Below are 16,189 nucleotides of genomic sequence, written 5' to 3' on the forward strand. Positions count from 1 at the left end.
ATTTAAACACAGGAACCCTTATGGAAAACATTACGCAGATTTGGAAAAAGATCCAGTCCCCCGAATTCAACCCGGCTACCGATATGGGCCTGGTCGAACAGGTAAAGCAGGTCGCACTGACCTCCCAGGAGCCCGCCAAGGTGAGCTTTGGTACGTCCGGCTGGCGCGGCGAAATCGGTTCTGAATTCACCCTCCGCAATCTGCAGGTGGTGGGTGCCGCAATCGTCCGCCTCTATAAGGAAGCTACTCCTGAATTGTTCGAAGCTCTCGGCGTGAAGGATTTTGCCGAACTCCAGAAGCGCGGCGTGGTCGTGGGTCACGACAACCGTTTGCTCGGTCACGAATTCTGCGAAGCTGTGGCTGACCAGTTCGCCAAGGCCGGCGTGAAGGTCTACTACGGTGGCGAAATGCCGACTCCGGAATTCAGCGCCTGCATCGAAATGCTCGGTGCCGCCTGCTCCATCAACATGACTCCGAGCCACAACCCGAGCCACTACAACGGTATCAAGTTCAACCCGGCTGACGGCGGTCCTGCCGGTCCGGAAATCACGAACGTGATCACCAAGCTCAGCAACGAAATGATGGCCACCTGGAAGTTTGAACCGGTGGGCAAGGTCGACTGGGAATTGATCGACTCCCTCAAGATTTACAAGGAATTCTTGGTCAAGCAGGGCACCATCAAGTTCGACCGCATCAAGGACTTCATCAAGAAGGGTCGCCTCACTCTCGTGTGCGACCACGTGCACGGTTCTACCCGTCGCCGCCCGGCCGCTCTCCTCGACAATCCGGAATGCCTCATTACGCTCCGCAACGAAGACGACTCCCTGTTCGGTGGCATCGCCCCCGAACCGTCCAGCAAGAACCTGGAAAAGGTCCGCAAGGTGCTGGACGAAAGCAAGTCCTGGTTCCGCCTGGGTGCCATTTTTGACCCGGATGGTGACCGTATCCGCTTCTACGACGGCACTCGCGAAATCGATATGAACCAGTTCGGCGCTATCGCTTTCCACTACATGGCTACCTGGCGCAAGGAACAGGGCTGCGTGGCCAAGTCCGTTGCGACCTCTAACTTTGTGAACATCATCGCCGAAAAGCTCGGCGTGCCTGTGATGGAAACTCCGGTGGGCTTCAAGAACTTCCGCCCCTGGCTTTCCCGTAACGCCAAGCAGAAGGCTCTCATCGCTTTCGAAGAATCCGACGGTATCTCTGGCCTGAACAACACGCTCGAAAAGGATGCCCAGTTCGGCCTCCTCATCGCTCTCGAAATCATGGCGGTGACTGGCAAGAACCTCGGCGAATACCTCGACGCCCTGTACGAAGAATATGGCCGCTTCTACCCGACCCGTTCGGGCTTCGAAGTGGACAAGTCTCTCGTGGGTGCCCCGCTGAAGGCCAAGGTCGACGCCATCGCTACCATCGCCCAGCCGGGTGCAAAGGTCATGGTCGGCAATAACGAGAAGACCGTGAAGCAGCTTTTGACGCTCGACGGCGTGAAGGTCATTTTCGACGACGACTCCTGGATGCTCGTCCGCCCGTCCGGTACCGAACCGAAGGTGCGCATTTATACGGAATGCCGCAACCCGGATGAAAAGGACCCGATGTTTGAGGCAGCCAAGGCTCTGTTCTTCAAGAATTAATAAGCTTTTCAAAGGGAGGTTCCTATGAAAAAACTTATAGTGTTGCTTTGTTTGGTTTTTGTCGCGGTTTGTTCGGCGCAGACGCTGGAGCCTGAGTTCCAGGCTTTTTCGGGTGCGCTGCTCAAGCTGAAAAAGGCCAATAAGGGTTATCACAAGTTCCGCTTGACGGTGGATGTCGCTCCGTGGGCTTTCCAGGCTGACGGTGAAGTGCAGGCCCCGGGCGGTGACGGCGATGCCTTGATCACGGGCCTTTTCGATGGCGATGTCTATGCGATGCTTGCCTATGTTCCGTCTACAGCCGTTGGCTCCGACAACAAGGAATATCAGGTGGGCTTCTTTGACATGATGCTCTACTTTGAAGACGAACCGACCCGAATCCGTAACCTGCGCTTTAAGCTTTTGCCGCCGGCAAATGATGAATGGGCCATGGGCATTTTGAAGGATGCTCTGGAATCCGGTTCGCTTCTTGGTAACGTGTGGGGCGGTAAGTATGACAAGGCCATTACCAGGGCCTCCGCCGACCCGCTCGACAAGGCTAAACTCCGCACTCTGCAGAAAAAGGCTGAAAAGAAGCCCGAGGAAGAGGCTACCATTACCACTCGCAAGCGCCGTGTAGAAGCTAGCGAAGAAGAAGCTGCTCCGAAGAAAAAAAAGAAAAAAAAAGTCGAAGCCGAAGAAGAATCAACGATGAACAAGCGCAAGCGCCGCGTTGATGCTGCTGACGAAGAAACTGCTCCGACCAAGAAGAAGAAAAAAAAGAAAAAAGTTTCAGGCGATGAATGCGACGATCCGAGTCTTAGCGTCAAGGAAAAGCGCCGTTGCCAACTCAAGAACAAGTAAATTCAGAATTCGGAATTATGAATTAGGAGTTGTTAGCTGATAAAAATTCCGAAATCCGAATTCCGAATTAGGTCGATTTTTTAATCTAAAAACTAGAGGTAATCTATGTCCGGTCACTCCAAATGGGCCACCACCAAACGCAAGAAAGCCAAGACTGACGTTGCTCGCGCCAAGGCTTGGAACAAGTTGATCAAGGAAATCTCTATTGCTGCTAAGCTTGGCGGCGGAAACCCGGATGCGAACCCGCGTCTGCGTGCTGCTATTCTTAAGTCCAAGAGCCAGAGCCTTCCGACCAAGAACATTGAAAGCGCTATCGCCAAGGGTACGGGTGCTAACTCCGGTACCGAAATGACGGAACCGCTGTACGAAGGACGCGGCCCGGGTGGCATTGCCATCATGGTGCAGTGCCTGACCGACAACAAGGTCCGTACCGTTGCTGAAATCCGCAACATCTTCAACAAGAACAACGGTTCCATGGGCGAATCCGGTTCCGTTTCTTGGGCTTTCACCTACAAGGGCGTGATTGTCGTCGATGCTGAAAAGTATCCGGAAGACCAGGTGATGGACCTTGTTCTTGAAGCCGGAGCCGAAGACATGTCCACCGAAGACGGCGTGCATGAAATCTCCACCTCTCCGGAAGCTTTCGATGCTGTTTCCAAGGCTCTCGAAGCTGCCGGTATCGAAATGATGAGCGCCGAAATCACCTACGTCGCTAACGACCCGGTGAAGCTCGGCCACGAAGATGCCCAGAAGCTCCTCAAGCTCATCGACAAGTTCGAAGACCACGACGATGTTCAGGACGTTTATCACAACGCCGAAATCGACGAAGCCGACTTGGACGCTGAATAGAGGCTTGAGGTCGGGCTACGCCCTTTGGGGTGTGAGCTCGGTCGCAGGCTCCCTTTGAGTAAAGTTTAAAGCCGATTGCCAAGTGCAGTCGGTTTTTTTTGTGCTTAACGAATACTTTTAACTAGTAACGCTGCGCTATGGGTGGCTTACCGCCCGAGCGTTTCGCGGTAGTTGTGGACGGCTTCCTTGTACATGCTGACGGCTTTTGAAACTCGCTTAGCGATGTCTTCTTGAGCCTTAGTCGTGATCATATAGGCTTCTTCTTCGGGGTTGCTGATGAAGCCGATTTCAAAAAGGACTGCGGGCATTAAGGCGCCTACGAGCACCATGAAGCCTGCACCACCGACGCCGCCGCCCTGGCGCTTGATTTTGCCGTCGTCGAAGGCCTTGAGCATTTGTTCGGTGAACATGTAGCTGTTCTGCTTGTACTTTTCCAAGCGGGCTTCGAGCTTGAACCATTCAAGCGGGGAAAGTTCTTCCTTGGCGTTCTTTTCGCCGTAGAGCGTGGCCACCTTGTTTTCGCGGCGGGCAATCGCCTTGTCTTCTTCGCTTTCGGGGGCGCGGAGCACGTACACGTGGTAGCCCTTGATTTGCTTTTTGCGCTCGGGGCTTGCGTCAATGGCGTTACAGTGCAGGCTGATGAACAGGTCGCCGTCCCATTGGTTGGCGAGGTTTGCGCGTTCGCCGAGTTCAATGAACACGTCCTTGTCGCGGGTCATTTTGACCTTGAAGCCTTCTTTTTCGAGTTCCTTTTCCAGGAGCTTGCCGACGGCCAAGACGATGTCTTTTTCGTTGGAATTCTTGCCCTGGGCGCCGGTATCTTTGCCGCCGTGGCCGGGGTCGATGACGATGGTTTTTACTTCGCGGGTGCCGGCGGTTTCGTTTTTCGGAGTCGCTACAGGTGCAACTGTCTTCGCGGACTTTGTGGCCGCGGGCGCGGCGTCGACTTTTACTGAAGACGAAGAGACTTTGGCGGGGGAGCTGCTGCTGGCTGGCGTTGCCGTTTGAGCTTTGCCTGTGTTGAGTAATGCGACAACGTCTGCGGAATCCAAGAGAATATGGCTGCCCGCGATTTCGGGCGCATGCTTGATTTCGACAGATTTGCCGTGTGTATTCACGAACGGTAGCCCAATGGCGAATTTAAGAGTATCGCTTTCGCTTGCGAGCAGGAATGTCTTTTGAACTGGGAACCAGTGGAAGCTGGCCTTGATCTCTTTGGCGAGTTGTTCGGCATCGACTGTGTTTGCGGCCCAGGCAGAGACTGCGAGAGCGAAACAGACAAGTATATGCCAAACAAAAGCCTTCATTACTTGTGTGCCTTTGCCGCGCGGGCCATTTCAAGTTTTGCGTCGCGGTTGATGATATCCTGGCGCTTGTCGCGCTGGTCTTTACCGCGGCAGATTCCCATTTCGAGCTTGGCGCGGCGGTTCTTGAAGTAGAGCTTGAGCGGGATGAGCGTGCAGCCCTTTTGCTCTTTTGCTTTGCGCATCTTGGCGATTTCATGCACATGTGCCAAGAGCTTGCGGCGCCTTGCCGGAAAGTGGTTGAAGCGGTTAGCGAACAGGTATTCGTCGATGTGCGCACCCACGAGCCAGATTTCGTTCTTGGTGTCGTCGATGTCGATCCACGCTTCGCCCAAAGTGCACTTGCCATCGCGGATAGACTTGACTTCCGAACCGATGAGCATGATACCTACTTCGAAGGTTTCGTCTACGAAGTAGAGGTGGTTTGCCTTGCGGTTTACGATGACCGGTGTACTCTGTTCTTTTTTCGCCATTCGTTAAGCCTTCTTCTTGCTGCGGGCTGTTTTTGCACTGGCGGCCTTGGAGCCTGTTTTAGCGGAGCTTTTCGCTGCCGGGCTGGCCTTGCTCTTTGCGATTTTCTTGCCGGTGCCGTCGATGCCGGTGGTGGCGCTGCTGAGTTTCTTGCTTTCCCAGCCGACTTTCTTCTTTTGCACGTGGGGCACCGCTTCGTCTAGAGCCAAGGTGAGTTCCTTGCAGCCGTCGCCCGTTACAGCGGAGGTTACGATGACGGCTTCCTTGTGGGCCTTGAACTGCTTGATCGCTTCGTCGATGCCGAGGTCGCTCTTGTTGAGGGCGATTACGTAGGGCTTCTTCGCGAGCTTCGGGTGGAATGCCTTGAGTTCTTCCTTAAGAACGGTGAACTGCTCGTAGGCGTTTTCAGCAAAGCCGTCGATGACGAACAGCAGCGTGTGCGTACGTTCGATATGCTTTAAGAACTGGTGGCCGAGGCCCTTGCCTTCGCTTGCACCTTCCAAGAGACCCGGAATGTCTGCGACTACAAAGCTGTGGCCGTTCATCTGCACGATGCCGAGCACCGGTTCGAGTGTAGTAAACGGATAGTCACCGACTTTCGGGCGGCCGCTCGAAATCTTGTTCACGAGGCTCGACTTGCCTGCGTTCGGGAATCCGACGAGGCCCACGTCTGCCATAAGCTTGAGTTCCAAGAAGAGCTCGCGACGTTCGCCTTTTTCGCCGGGCGTGCACTTGCGCGGGGCCTGGTTGGCAGGCGTTGCAAAATGCTGGTTGCCCATGCCGCCCTTGCCGCCGCGAGCCGCAATCCACTTCTGGCCGGGTTCGGTAAGGTCTGCCAAGATGCGACCTTCGGCATCTTTCACGATGGTGCCGCGCGGAACATCTACGATTAGGTCTTCGGCGCTACGGCCGGTGCAGCGCTTGGCGCCACCGGGTTGTCCACTTTGCGCCTTGTACAGGCGAGCGTTGCCCATGTCGAGGAGGGTGGAAAACTGTTCGTTCACCTGCAGAATCACGTGACCGCCACGACCGCCGTCACCGCCATCGGGACCGCCGAGGGGTACGAACTTTTCGCGGTGGAAACTGCAAATGCCATCGCCGCCCTTGCCGGAGCGAACTTCAATTGATTTTTCGTCTAGGAACATGGGAAGTGGTTCGTGGTTGGTGGTTAGTGGCTAGGAAAGGCTTACGCCTTCATCGATTCCCAGCGCGATATTCATGTTCTGGATGGCGGCACCGCTTGCGCCCTTGCCGAGGTTGTCGATAATAGTCGTCACCTGCATCACGGTTTCGTTGCCGAACACCTGGATGCGGGCGTTGTTCGTATCGTTGCAGACGGTAGCGTCAAGGCGGCCGTTGAACAGCACGGGGGCTGGCTCAAAGGGCATCACCTTCACAAAGCGGGATCCTTCGTAATGCTTCGCCAAGATTTCGGTGAGTCCTTCGGGGCCGACCTTCTTGGTGAGTTCATTTGCAAAGATGGCGACGGTGACCGCCATGCCCTTGTAATAAGGGCCAAGCACCGGGTTGAAGAACGGCGTATTTTCAAGTTCGCAGTACTTCTTCATTTCGGGGAGGTGCTTGTGTGCGAGCGCGAGCGCGTACGGGGCGGGCGCCATGATGGCCTTCGATTCGCCGGCCTTATGTTCCATGGAGGCGGCTTCTTCGTATTCGGCGATCAGCTTCTTGCCGCCGCCGGAATAACCGGTGATGCTGTAGGCGGCAAGGTTTGCGCTCTTCGGGAGGATGCCTGCGGCAACCAGCGGGTGCACGCCGAGAATAAAGCCCGAGGCATGACAACCGGGGTTCGCGATACGCTTGGCTTTTGCAATTGCTTCACGCTGGGCGGGGCTGAGTTCCGGCATCCCGTAGGTCCAGTCGGGGTTTACGCGGTGAGCAGTCGATGCGTCAATCACGCGAGTGTTCGGATTTTCGCAGAGGGCGGCACTTTCGACAGCTGCTGCATCGGGCAGGCACAGGAACGTCACGTCGGACTCGTTGATGAGTCGCTTTCGTTCGTTAATGTCTTTGCGGAGTTCGGGAGAAATGCGCAACACTTCGATGTCGGTGCGCTTTGCGAGTCTCTCATAAATCTGCAGGCCAGTGGTACCTGCTTCACCATCTACGAATACTTTGAACATTATTTTTCCTTCGGAAAAAGGTTTTGGGGTCGCACCTGCGGTGCTTCGAGGTGTGAGGTCGGCACTCCGTGCCTTTGAGTTTGCGCCTATGGCGCGATTATTGTTGCTCAAAGGGAGCTTGGGCGACCGCGCTCATGCCTCAAAGGGGCGAATGCCCCGTGCTCTTGCCTGTCTACTTGTTAGCGCCGCAGCACTTCTTGTACTTCTTGCCAGAACCGCACGGGCACGGATCGTTACGACCAACGACCGGACCTTCGTGACGGACAGTTTCCTGCTTCACGGCACGACCGTCGTAGAAGAACCATGCGCCGCCGACCTTATGGAATTCGCCGAGCTCGTGGTGGTTACGGGTGATGTTGCCCTGCTTGAAGCGTGCGATGAATTCGACCCAGCCGATGTTCTTTTCTTCTTCGGTCTTGGTCTGCTTGATTTCGATGCCGAGCCATTCGGATTCCTTGCTCCAAGCGGTCACGCTCGGTTCGTCGAAATCACCACGCTGCGTGGGTTCGAGAGATTCCTTGAGCCAGCCGATTTCCTGCTTTACGTAAGCGGTGTAGCGAGAACGCATCAATGCTTCGGGGCTTGCCGCGAGAGCTTTCTGCTTGATAATGGGTTCGCAACATTCTCCGTATTCCTTACCGGAACCGCAGGGGCATAAATCTTTAGCCATAATTCAATCCTTGTGTCTTTGTTGAAGCGGCTTTGCCGCCGTTAAAATTTGATGAAAAAAATAGAAAAAATGAAAGAGAATTGACTCTGTCAAGTTGGTCTTGGTAACGAAAAAGACGAGAGTTTTCTCTCGTCTCTAAACATTCGTCTGTAGCTCGCAAAGCAAGCAATCTTACGTCAAGATTACAGGCACTTCTTGAGGAGCCAGATTTCTTCCTTGCCTTCGCGGTTTGGGAGGCTGTTAGTCGGCTTGATGCGTTCCACGACATCGAACACGCCGTCGAGACGGGCCATGAGTTCGCCTTCACTGGTGGCATGCGGAGGACCCTGCAGAGTCTTGCCGTTCATGAGCGGATACAAGAAGAGAATCAACAAGCCGTCATCCTTCATCATCTTGTAGCAGACTTCGAAGAATTCGTCGCGACGACCCGGGTGGATTGCCGTGAAGCAGCAGTAATCGTAAACAATATCGAAAAGCTGACCGCCGCGCTTGTCGTCCTTGGGAGAAAGCGAGAACAGGTCGAGGTCCAAAGAACGCAGGTTCTTGTGTTTGCGGCTCAAGTGGTCAAGTTCGTCGACGGCAGAGGGGGCAAAGTCGACTGCCAGCACGTCGTGACCGCGCAAAGCCCAAGCTTCGGCGTCGTAGCCAAAGCCAGCACCGGGAACCAGAACGGAGCCCGTTGCGGGACAAGAGGGGTGCTTGAAAAATTCCGTCAGAGCGGGCGTCACCTTCTTGAGATTCCAGTAGTCCTTGCCTTCGGCATAAAGATTATCCCAGAAATCCGGGAGGTTCTGCGTTAACATTATTTACCTTCCTTTTTGTACGCAAGCTGCCCGCAGGCGGCGAGAATGTCGCGGCCGCGCGGGTTGCGGATCGTGATTTGAATTTCGGCTGCCCTAACCATAGCCAAAAAGTCTTCTACCTGTTCCGGCGTAGGGGCGTGTAGTGTGGGGTCGTCGCCGTCGTTTAGGACGATGGCGTTTACCTTCACGCGGCGGGGGGCGCAAATGCGAATGAGCTCCTTGGCCGCCTTCGGGGTGCAGGTGATGTCCTGAATCAGGACAAATTCAAACGTTACATAATTGTCGGTTCTGCGAATGTATTCGTCAACCGCTTCCAAAAGTTTTTCGATGGGCCAGGTCTTGTTTACCGGCATGACAGACGAACGGTATTCGTTATTCGTGCTGTTCAGACTTACGGCGAGGCAACAGGGGGTATTACGGTCTACCAATTCCTTGATCTTGGGAACCACGCCGCTCGTGCTTACGGTCATGCGCTTAGAACCCATGTTGAACAGGCTCTGGTTATGGAGCGTACAGCAGACGCGGTGTACGTTTTCCAGGTTGTTCAGGGGTTCGCCCATGCCCATGAAGATGATGTTGGTGACTTGGGCCGTTTTGCCTTCTTCATTCAAAAAGCCGGATTCTTTCAGGTACCAGTTCACGTTGATGATTTCTTCCAGGATTTCGCCGGCTTCCAGGTTTCGGGTAAAGCCCATTTTGGCGGTACGGCAGAAGGCGCAATTCATGGCGCAGCCGACCTGGGTCGAAACGCATACGGAATAGCGACCGTTTGCGGGAATCATCACCGTTTCGATATGGTGGTCGTCGTGTGTCTTGAAAAGCCACTTGACCGTGCCATCTACCGACACCATGCGCTGTTCTTCGGTCAAGGCACGGAGGGTAAACTGTTTGGCCAATTTTTCACGTAGGGCGGGGGAAATGTTCCCCATTTCGTCGTAGCTTTTGACCTGCTGGCAAAAGAGCCATTTTTGAATTTGGCTTGCACGGAACGGCTTCTCGTCCTGCTCGCGGAGCCAAGCCTTAAGCTCGTCCTCCGTTAGCGTTTTTATGTTCTTCGGCCATTCCATCGGGGGGTAAAGATAGCAAAAAAATACATTTTTGTTAAGGGTAAAATACCCCTAAATGCCTTATCTCATTGGCATCTGCCAGTAGATTTGCTATTAGACTTTGGATTTCATTGGCGCTCCGCAATCCTTGCTTTTCTTGGCCGATTCGATGTATTCCGACATCCGTCTTTTTGTTTCGGCGGCGATATCTGCCGAAATTTCAAAGATTGGAGCTGCATTGGCCACAAGGGGGTAAAGGCGGTCAACTTCCTTGAACAGTTCCGAAAGCGACTTGTTGTAGACTCGGGCGAGTGCGCTTAAAGTGGTTATGGAGGGCATCCTTTTACCGACCTCGACCTGTGAAATAAATTGTCGGGTGATATTGGACTGTAGGGATGCTGTGTTTTGGGTGAGGCCGCTTTCGCGGCGGCAATCCAAGAACACTTGGCGGATAGTTTCGTTTAATATATGATCTTCGTATTCCACAAAAAAAACACCTCTGAAAAAATGTGGATTACCAAGCACTCTCTGGGGTGAATTTTAGAATTCGTGAGGGTTGTAGCGTGCAAACAATAGATTGCAAACTTTGCAAAATATTGTTAACGGGTTTTACGGATTGTGGAAACGGAAGAATGTATACATGAAACAAGGAAGGTCAATCTTTCGATTGACCTTCCTTTCTGCGGGTGCCAGGACTCGAACCTGGAGCCTTTTGGTTCGTAGCCAAACGCTCTATCCAGTTGGGCTACATCCGCTTGATTGATGGCCCAAAGATAGTTTAAAGTGCGGGGGCTGTCAAGGGTTTTTGTTGAAAAATTTTTAAGAATTTTTGAATTGTAGGCGAATCACCCCGCTTTTGCGTGGTTTTAAGGAGCGGCGCGTAATCGGATTGCCATACAATAACTATCTTTTTGGCCAAATTTTTTAACGGTATTGGACCATGGATAAAGTCAAACCCGTATTACTTTCGGTTCTGAATATTTTGAAGGGCTGGTTTACTGACCGCAGGGTGGTCAAGTGGCTGATTATTTTTGCGGTACCCGTGCTTGCGGCCTTTATCGCCGTGCTTGCGGTCTACAATCACTTTTCGCCGGAACTGCCTTCGCTTTCGCAGCTCGAGCAGATCAATCCGAGACTTGTCACGAACATTTACGACATGAACGGAAAGATTGCCCACGAATATTTCGTGGAACGCCGCGAATGGACGAGCTTCGATTCGATTCCCGAAAATGCGATCCACGCCGTGATGGCCACCGAAGACCGAGCCTTCTATAGCCACTGGGGCATGAACGTGTGGGCAATTCCGTCTGCCGTTATGGAAAGCGCCTTGTCGGGCAAGAAACTCCGCGGCGCATCCACCTTGACCCAGCAGCTGACCAAGCTCCTGTTCCTCACGCCGGAACGTACGATTTCGCGTAAGATCAAGGAAATGATGACGGCTATCCGCATCGAACAGACTTATACTAAAGAAGAAATCCTTGAATTCTACATGAACGAAGTGTACCTGGCTGGCGGTAACTACGGTTTCCAGGCGGCAGGTAAGTTCTACTTCGGCCGTCCGCTCGATAGCCTTACGATTCCGGAACTTGCCGTTTTGGCCGGTATGCTGCAGCGCCCTGAAGCTTACCGCCCGGACCGTCACCCCGAAGCCGCATTCGAACGCCGCAATACGGTGCTTTATGCCATGCGCGATGCCGGCTACATTAACGACGACGAATACCACGAATATATCAAGACCCCGATTACGCTTGCTGAAAAGGAAACTTCGAACGAATCGGGCCTGTACTTCTACGAAGAAATCCGCAAGTACATGGAAAAGAAGTACGGCGAAAATTCTCTGTATGCCGACGGCGTCTCGATCAACTCGACGATTGACCCGGACATTCAGGCATTCGCCGATAGCGTTGCCCGTGTACAGGTCGAAAAGGTCCGCCGCCGCGTCAAGTACCGCGCTACCCGCCGCCTGTACCTGACTAAAAAGTATAACATGCCCGAAGATAGCGTGGTCGCTCACTTCGATAGCGTCTACACGCTCTTTAAGAAGGAATACCTGGCCGACGACTTGAAGCGCCCTGCCGACAAGCGCCGCTTCCCGGATTCTATCCTTTATCACCATCCTGAAATTGCGGCTATCTTGATCGAGAACGAATCGGGTGCAATACGCGCCATGGTGGGCGGTTCCGACTTTAACCAGTCCCGCTGGAACCGTGCGGTGCAGTCCCTGCGTCAGCCCGGCTCGTCGTTCAAGCCGATTGTGTATTCGACGGCCATGGACAACGGCGCAAGCCCCTGCGACTCGGTGAACGACCAGCCGGTGAGCATTCCCGACCCGGACGACAAGGACAAGAACAAGGTCTGGCGCCCGGCGAACTTCGAACATGACTTCGAAGGCATGATGACGCTCCGCCGTGCCCTTTACAAGTCCAAGAACTTGCCGGCTATTTTGACAGGTATGAAATACGGCCTGAACAACGTGGTGAACTACGCCCGCAAGTTCGGCATTGTGCGTGCCCCGCTGATGGCGGTACCTAGCCTTGCCCTGGGGTCCGTGGGAGCAACGCTTATGGAAATGACGTCTGCCTATACCGTGTTCCCCAACGGCGGCAATCGAATCGAACCTTACATGATCGAATCCATTGTGGACCGCAACGGCGAAGTCATCGAAAAGAATTCCAAGGTCGAACACGAAGTGTTGCGCCCGGCTTCGGCCTACTTGATGGTCGACATGCTCAAGGACGTGAACATCCGCGGTACGGCCGCCCGCGTGTGGGCGAACGGATTTACGCACCCGAGTGGCGGTAAGACCGGTACCACCAACGACTATACCGACTGCTGGTACATTGGCTTTACCAAGCAATATACGATGGGCGTGTGGGTCGGCTCCGACAGCCCGGGTACTTTAGGTGCTGGCCACACAGGTACCGAAGACGCCTTGCCGGTATGGATTGCGACCATGAAGCAATTGCACAAGGACTTGCCGCGTAAGCCGTTCCCGGTTCCGAGCGGTGTGGTGAGCAAGGGCATTTGCAACCATACGGGTAAGATTGCCGGCGAATTCTGCTCCGAAAAGACCTACTGCCTGTACACGGCGGGCTACGCTCCGACCGAAGTCTGCGACGGTAACCATTTCGAAGTCAAGACCAAGTCTGCCGACGACGCAACGCTCTTCAGCAACAAGGGTGCAAGTACAGCCCCCAAGCCGAGCAGCAGCGGTAATGGCCCCGCCAAGAAGAACACGCGCAAGATGTTCTAATTAAATCGGAATTCGGAATTCGGATTTCGGATTTCGGATTTCGGATTGTTTAGCTAGGCGGCTACGCCGCAATTATATTAGTTGGCGTTAGATTTATAATAACTCTGAATTCTGAACTCTGAATTCAGAATTCTACTTGAACATCTTATTGAGCGTGGCGCGCATGTGGTTCATGTTCGCTTCGTTCAAAGTTTCGTAGCGGTAGAAGGTTCCGTCCTTCTGCACCACGTACACGACCGGAATGTAGCCGGTGCCGTAAGCGGGGCCGAACTTGTAGTCGCTATCCTGGAATACGGGGATTGCTACGTGGAACTGGTCGATAAACAGACGGATGTCGTTTTTCTTGATGCCGCCGCCGAGACCAATGGCGATGCCGGTTAAACCCTTGGGCTCGTATTCCTTGACCAGGTCCTGGATTTCGGAAATGTGGCGCTGGCAGTGCGGGCACTTGGGGCTAAAGTAATAGATCAAAAGAGGCTTGTTTGCAAACTGGCTGAACAGAATCCCCGGATCGCTAATGCCCGAAAGCGGCTTAGAAAAGTCCATCTTCATGGGCTGGTTGGTGGTAGAATCCTGCATCAACTTCACGTCGGCCATCTGGGGTTCCGGAGCAAGCTGCGCAAAAGGCGCAACCGCTGCAATGGCTGCAATAGATAAAATTTTAGAAACGAAATTCATACCCCTTAAAATACGAAAATATAGCCCGAAAGGACAGGTTTTCATAAAAAAAATGCGATTTTTTGCGAAAAATCACACTTTTGACTGCTGAATAAGGTTGCCTGACTACAGGTTGTAAGTCGTGATAATGGAATAGTGGGGTTCGCCCTTGCGCACGCCGTTCAGCGGGAAACTCACGTCGACTTTGTTCACGAGCCTGCTAATCGACTTGGTCTGCGCAAAACGCATGCCGAAGCCCACGAGGTAAACCAAGTCCTTGCGGTTGATATCCCAAATGTCCCAGGCGGTTTCGCCGACGCTTTCGAAGATGGCGAATACGGGCATGAGCGTTGCAATTTCAAAGTCGGTAAAGTAGCGCTGTTCCAGGTTCGCGAATACGCGGGCCTGCCCGGCGTAGAATCCGGTGGGGAACCCGGCGAATCCGTTTACGCCGCCTAAGGTAAGCTGCTTGCCGTAGCGGGCGTCTTCGTAAAAGTCTACAAGGCCTGTGAGTGCCATCGAGAATTTTTCGTTCGGGTGGAAAATGTATTCGCCCGAAAGTTTGCCGTAGTAGTCGTGCTGCTCGCCATGGTCCAGGTAGAAGTTCATTTCGGATTTGAGCGTGAGGTGGTGCATGGAGTATCCGAGCATCAGGTCGGCCCAGAAGTCAAGTCGAATATCGTTGTCCGCGGCGCCTAGCTGTTCGTAGTTCTTTGAAATTTGCGCCTTGAGCGAGTAGCCTTTTTCGATGTCTTCGGTCCACTTGGCGTTGTGGAAATTCCTGATTTTTTCGTAGCGGATGTTTGAAAACATCAAGTACATGCCGAGACGGGAATCTTTCTGTTCGGGGAGCCATTTGTTGACCGCGGTGGCGGAATCGATGGCGTAGGTGGTGTCGCCGTCGGTAAAGGCGTAGGGGTAAAGCTTGCCTTCGCTGGCGGTGGTGTAGTGGTAGTCGTAGGTGGCGCCGGCGTAGAGCTTGCGGTAAGTCCCGCCGAAGGAGCGGCTGATTCTAAAGCTCAGGGAGTCGTCGATAAAATCCTTGACGGCTAACAGTTTTACGACTTCGTTGCCGTTATACAGCGGGAATGAATCAAGCAGGGCTTTTTTGTGATTGTAGATGGGTTTGTCTCCGTATTTCTTTTGGGCATCGTACATGGTGGCGCCTGGCGGCAGTTCTCCGCTACCATAAAAATAGGCGTCGCGCTTGTTCTTTAAGCCTTCGATGATGTAGGCCCACTGGTTTTGGCTGCGGCTGAGAAACGGAATGTACATCTTTCCGTAGGCGAGGTAGCCATCGGTATTGTAGCTGTAGAGAAAGTCCAGGTGGTTATAGCGGAACAAAAAGTGCGGATCGCCGTATTCAACCTGCCACATGTCGCGGAACTCGTCGTGCCCGAAGTAGAAACCGAGCTTTTGTCCGAGGCCAAGGAAGTTGCTTTCTTGGACGCCGATGCCCCAGTTCAAATTGTCGTAGGTCCATTGGCTGCCCGAAAAGCCGAAAGTAGTCGGGACGGCGAGCGTCCAGTTGTCGCTGGTTTTTACGGTGGCGATATTCTTGCCGTTTTCGTTCGAAATCTTGATGCTTGCATCCGAAAGGTAGCGCTGCGTGCGCAGGAACCGCTCTGCATCTTGCACCTGGACATCGGTCACCACGTCGCCTTCGCTAAAAAGGAGCAACTTTTTGACCGTCGATTCGCGGGTTTCGATATGAATCCAGTTTAAAAGGTCAAGCGCCCACTTGTCGTACTTGGTATGGTACCTGGAATCGTCAAAAGCGTCGCCGATATTGTAGCGGATAGAATCAATCTTGAATGCGCCGGGAGTGTCCTGGGCAAAGGCTGCAAGAGGTACAAAAAAGAGAATGAACAAAATAATAGGCATTGCGTGGATAATATAGAAAAAAGAGTAGATCCCTTCTGTTTGTGCAGATAGGAACCTGCTGTAAATGTAAAAAGAAATAAATTTCCGAGAAATTGGTATTCAGACGCCCCAAAAAAGCGTGTTAGGTAATAGGGAGTGCCCCACAACTTAACACAAAAGGAAATCAATATGCCTGAAGAAAATGCCAGTCGGCCGACCAAGAAGTACATCGTCACGAACGAGCGTGGCGAAGAATTCCTGCTGCCCAAATACGCGGCGACATTCCGCATCCTGATGGACGACAAGGACACGATCCGCGATGTGCTTAACAGCCTGCTCCAGCTGGACCGCGACCATGAAATTGTCGACCTCGAATATGAATTCGAGAAGCCCATCGATATTTTCATGCCCGAAAATGACCCCGCACGTCTTGACGTCTGGGTGCATACCAGAGATAACCGCTACTTGAATATCGGAAAGCGTGCGAGCCGAATGTTGCAAAAACAAACTAGTTTGTTTTTATAACTGAGGCGAAGCAGCGGACGCTGAAAGCGTCAAATGCAAAACAAGGTTCATGCCTTCTTTTTCGACCGTATGCAACTCTACAATTCGTACCTCACGCTGCGCGGCAAGTACGAGTTTAACCGTTCTGACTATT

General features: G+C 53.2%; 15 protein-coding genes and 1 tRNA gene. 5 read left to right on the top strand and 11 right to left on the bottom strand.

What is annotated here, in order from left to right; all coding sequences use genetic code 11:
* The first annotated feature begins 20 nt into the window (after positions 1-20).
* The 3 genes from B7988_RS01510 (at position 21) to B7988_RS01520 (ending at position 3,323) form a co-directional block, all read left to right on the top strand.
* Positions 21-1,634: a phosphomannomutase gene (locus tag B7988_RS01510; protein WP_249268793.1), complete on the top strand. Its 1,614-nt coding sequence runs from the start codon at positions 21-23 to the stop codon at positions 1,632-1,634.
* A 24-nt stretch (positions 1,635-1,658) separates the two neighbouring features.
* Positions 1,659-2,474, top strand: coding sequence for a hypothetical protein (locus tag B7988_RS01515; protein ID WP_141225522.1), 816 nt, complete (start codon positions 1,659-1,661; stop codon positions 2,472-2,474).
* A gap of 105 nt (positions 2,475-2,579) precedes the next feature.
* Positions 2,580-3,323: a YebC/PmpR family DNA-binding transcriptional regulator gene (locus tag B7988_RS01520; protein ID WP_073318101.1), complete on the top strand. Its 744-nt coding sequence runs from the start codon at positions 2,580-2,582 to the stop codon at positions 3,321-3,323.
* A 146-nt stretch (positions 3,324-3,469) separates the two neighbouring features.
* On the opposite strand, the gene B7988_RS01525 is transcribed toward B7988_RS01520, so the two are convergent.
* From B7988_RS01525 to B7988_RS01565, 9 genes are all read right to left on the bottom strand, one after another.
* A complete protein-coding gene (locus B7988_RS01525) occupies positions 3,470-4,630 on the bottom strand; it encodes an N-acetylmuramoyl-L-alanine amidase (protein WP_088656572.1) in 1,161 nt (386 codons plus the stop codon).
* Positions 4,630-5,100: an SsrA-binding protein SmpB gene (gene smpB, locus B7988_RS01530; RefSeq protein WP_073058148.1), complete on the bottom strand. Its 471-nt coding sequence runs from the start codon at positions 5,098-5,100 to the stop codon at positions 4,630-4,632. Before smpB ends, B7988_RS01525 begins: the two co-directional genes overlap by 1 nt.
* A gap of 3 nt (positions 5,101-5,103) precedes the next feature.
* Complete coding sequence (gene obgE, locus B7988_RS01535; RefSeq protein WP_083564347.1) at positions 5,104-6,243, bottom strand: GTPase ObgE; 1,140 nt, start codon at positions 6,241-6,243, stop codon at positions 5,104-5,106.
* 30 nt (positions 6,244-6,273) lie between these two features.
* Positions 6,274-7,239, bottom strand: a complete 966-nt coding sequence (argC, locus tag B7988_RS01540; RefSeq protein WP_088656573.1) for an N-acetyl-gamma-glutamyl-phosphate reductase — start codon at positions 7,237-7,239, stop codon at positions 6,274-6,276.
* A 172-nt stretch (positions 7,240-7,411) separates the two neighbouring features.
* Positions 7,412-7,909 carry a YchJ family protein gene (locus B7988_RS01545; protein ID WP_073318092.1) on the bottom strand — a complete coding sequence of 166 codons (498 nt, stop codon included), beginning with the start codon at positions 7,907-7,909 and terminating at the stop codon, positions 7,412-7,414.
* A 182-nt stretch (positions 7,910-8,091) separates the two neighbouring features.
* On the bottom strand, positions 8,092-8,712 hold the full coding sequence (locus tag B7988_RS01550) for a methyltransferase (RefSeq protein WP_088656574.1): 621 nt from the start codon (positions 8,710-8,712) through the stop codon (positions 8,092-8,094).
* The gene (rlmN, locus tag B7988_RS01555) at positions 8,712-9,779 is read right to left on the bottom strand and encodes a 23S rRNA (adenine(2503)-C(2))-methyltransferase RlmN (RefSeq protein WP_073318086.1); all 1,068 of its coding nucleotides are present in this window, start codon (positions 9,777-9,779) and stop codon (positions 8,712-8,714) included. The genes B7988_RS01550 and rlmN overlap by 1 nt, the downstream gene beginning before the upstream one ends.
* A gap of 93 nt (positions 9,780-9,872) precedes the next feature.
* Complete coding sequence (locus B7988_RS01560; protein ID WP_083564346.1) at positions 9,873-10,244, bottom strand: helix-turn-helix transcriptional regulator; 372 nt, start codon at positions 10,242-10,244, stop codon at positions 9,873-9,875.
* A 195-nt stretch (positions 10,245-10,439) separates the two neighbouring features.
* A tRNA-Arg gene (locus B7988_RS01565) sits at positions 10,440-10,513 on the bottom strand.
* 185 nt (positions 10,514-10,698) lie between these two features.
* On the opposite strand from B7988_RS01565, the gene B7988_RS01570 reads away from it, so the two are divergent.
* On the top strand, positions 10,699-13,011 hold the full coding sequence (locus B7988_RS01570) for a PBP1A family penicillin-binding protein (protein ID WP_073318080.1): 2,313 nt from the start codon (positions 10,699-10,701) through the stop codon (positions 13,009-13,011).
* Positions 13,012-13,143: 132 nt separating this feature from the next.
* On the opposite strand, the gene B7988_RS01575 is transcribed toward B7988_RS01570, so the two are convergent.
* Complete coding sequence (locus B7988_RS01575) at positions 13,144-13,689, bottom strand: TlpA disulfide reductase family protein (protein ID WP_088656576.1); 546 nt, start codon at positions 13,687-13,689, stop codon at positions 13,144-13,146.
* 105 nt (positions 13,690-13,794) lie between these two features.
* The gene (locus B7988_RS01580; protein ID WP_088656577.1) at positions 13,795-15,552 is read right to left on the bottom strand and encodes a hypothetical protein; all 1,758 of its coding nucleotides are present in this window, start codon (positions 15,550-15,552) and stop codon (positions 13,795-13,797) included.
* A gap of 168 nt (positions 15,553-15,720) precedes the next feature.
* On the opposite strand from B7988_RS01580, the gene B7988_RS15220 reads away from it, so the two are divergent.
* Entirely contained in the window at positions 15,721-16,056 is a 336-nt protein-coding gene (locus B7988_RS15220; RefSeq protein ID WP_249268794.1) for a hypothetical protein, read from the top strand.
* The last annotated feature ends 133 nt before the right edge of the window (positions 16,057-16,189 follow it).

The sequence above is a fragment of the Fibrobacter sp. UWB1 genome (assembly GCF_002210325.1).
Lineage (GTDB): Bacteria > Fibrobacterota > Fibrobacteria > Fibrobacterales > Fibrobacteraceae > Fibrobacter.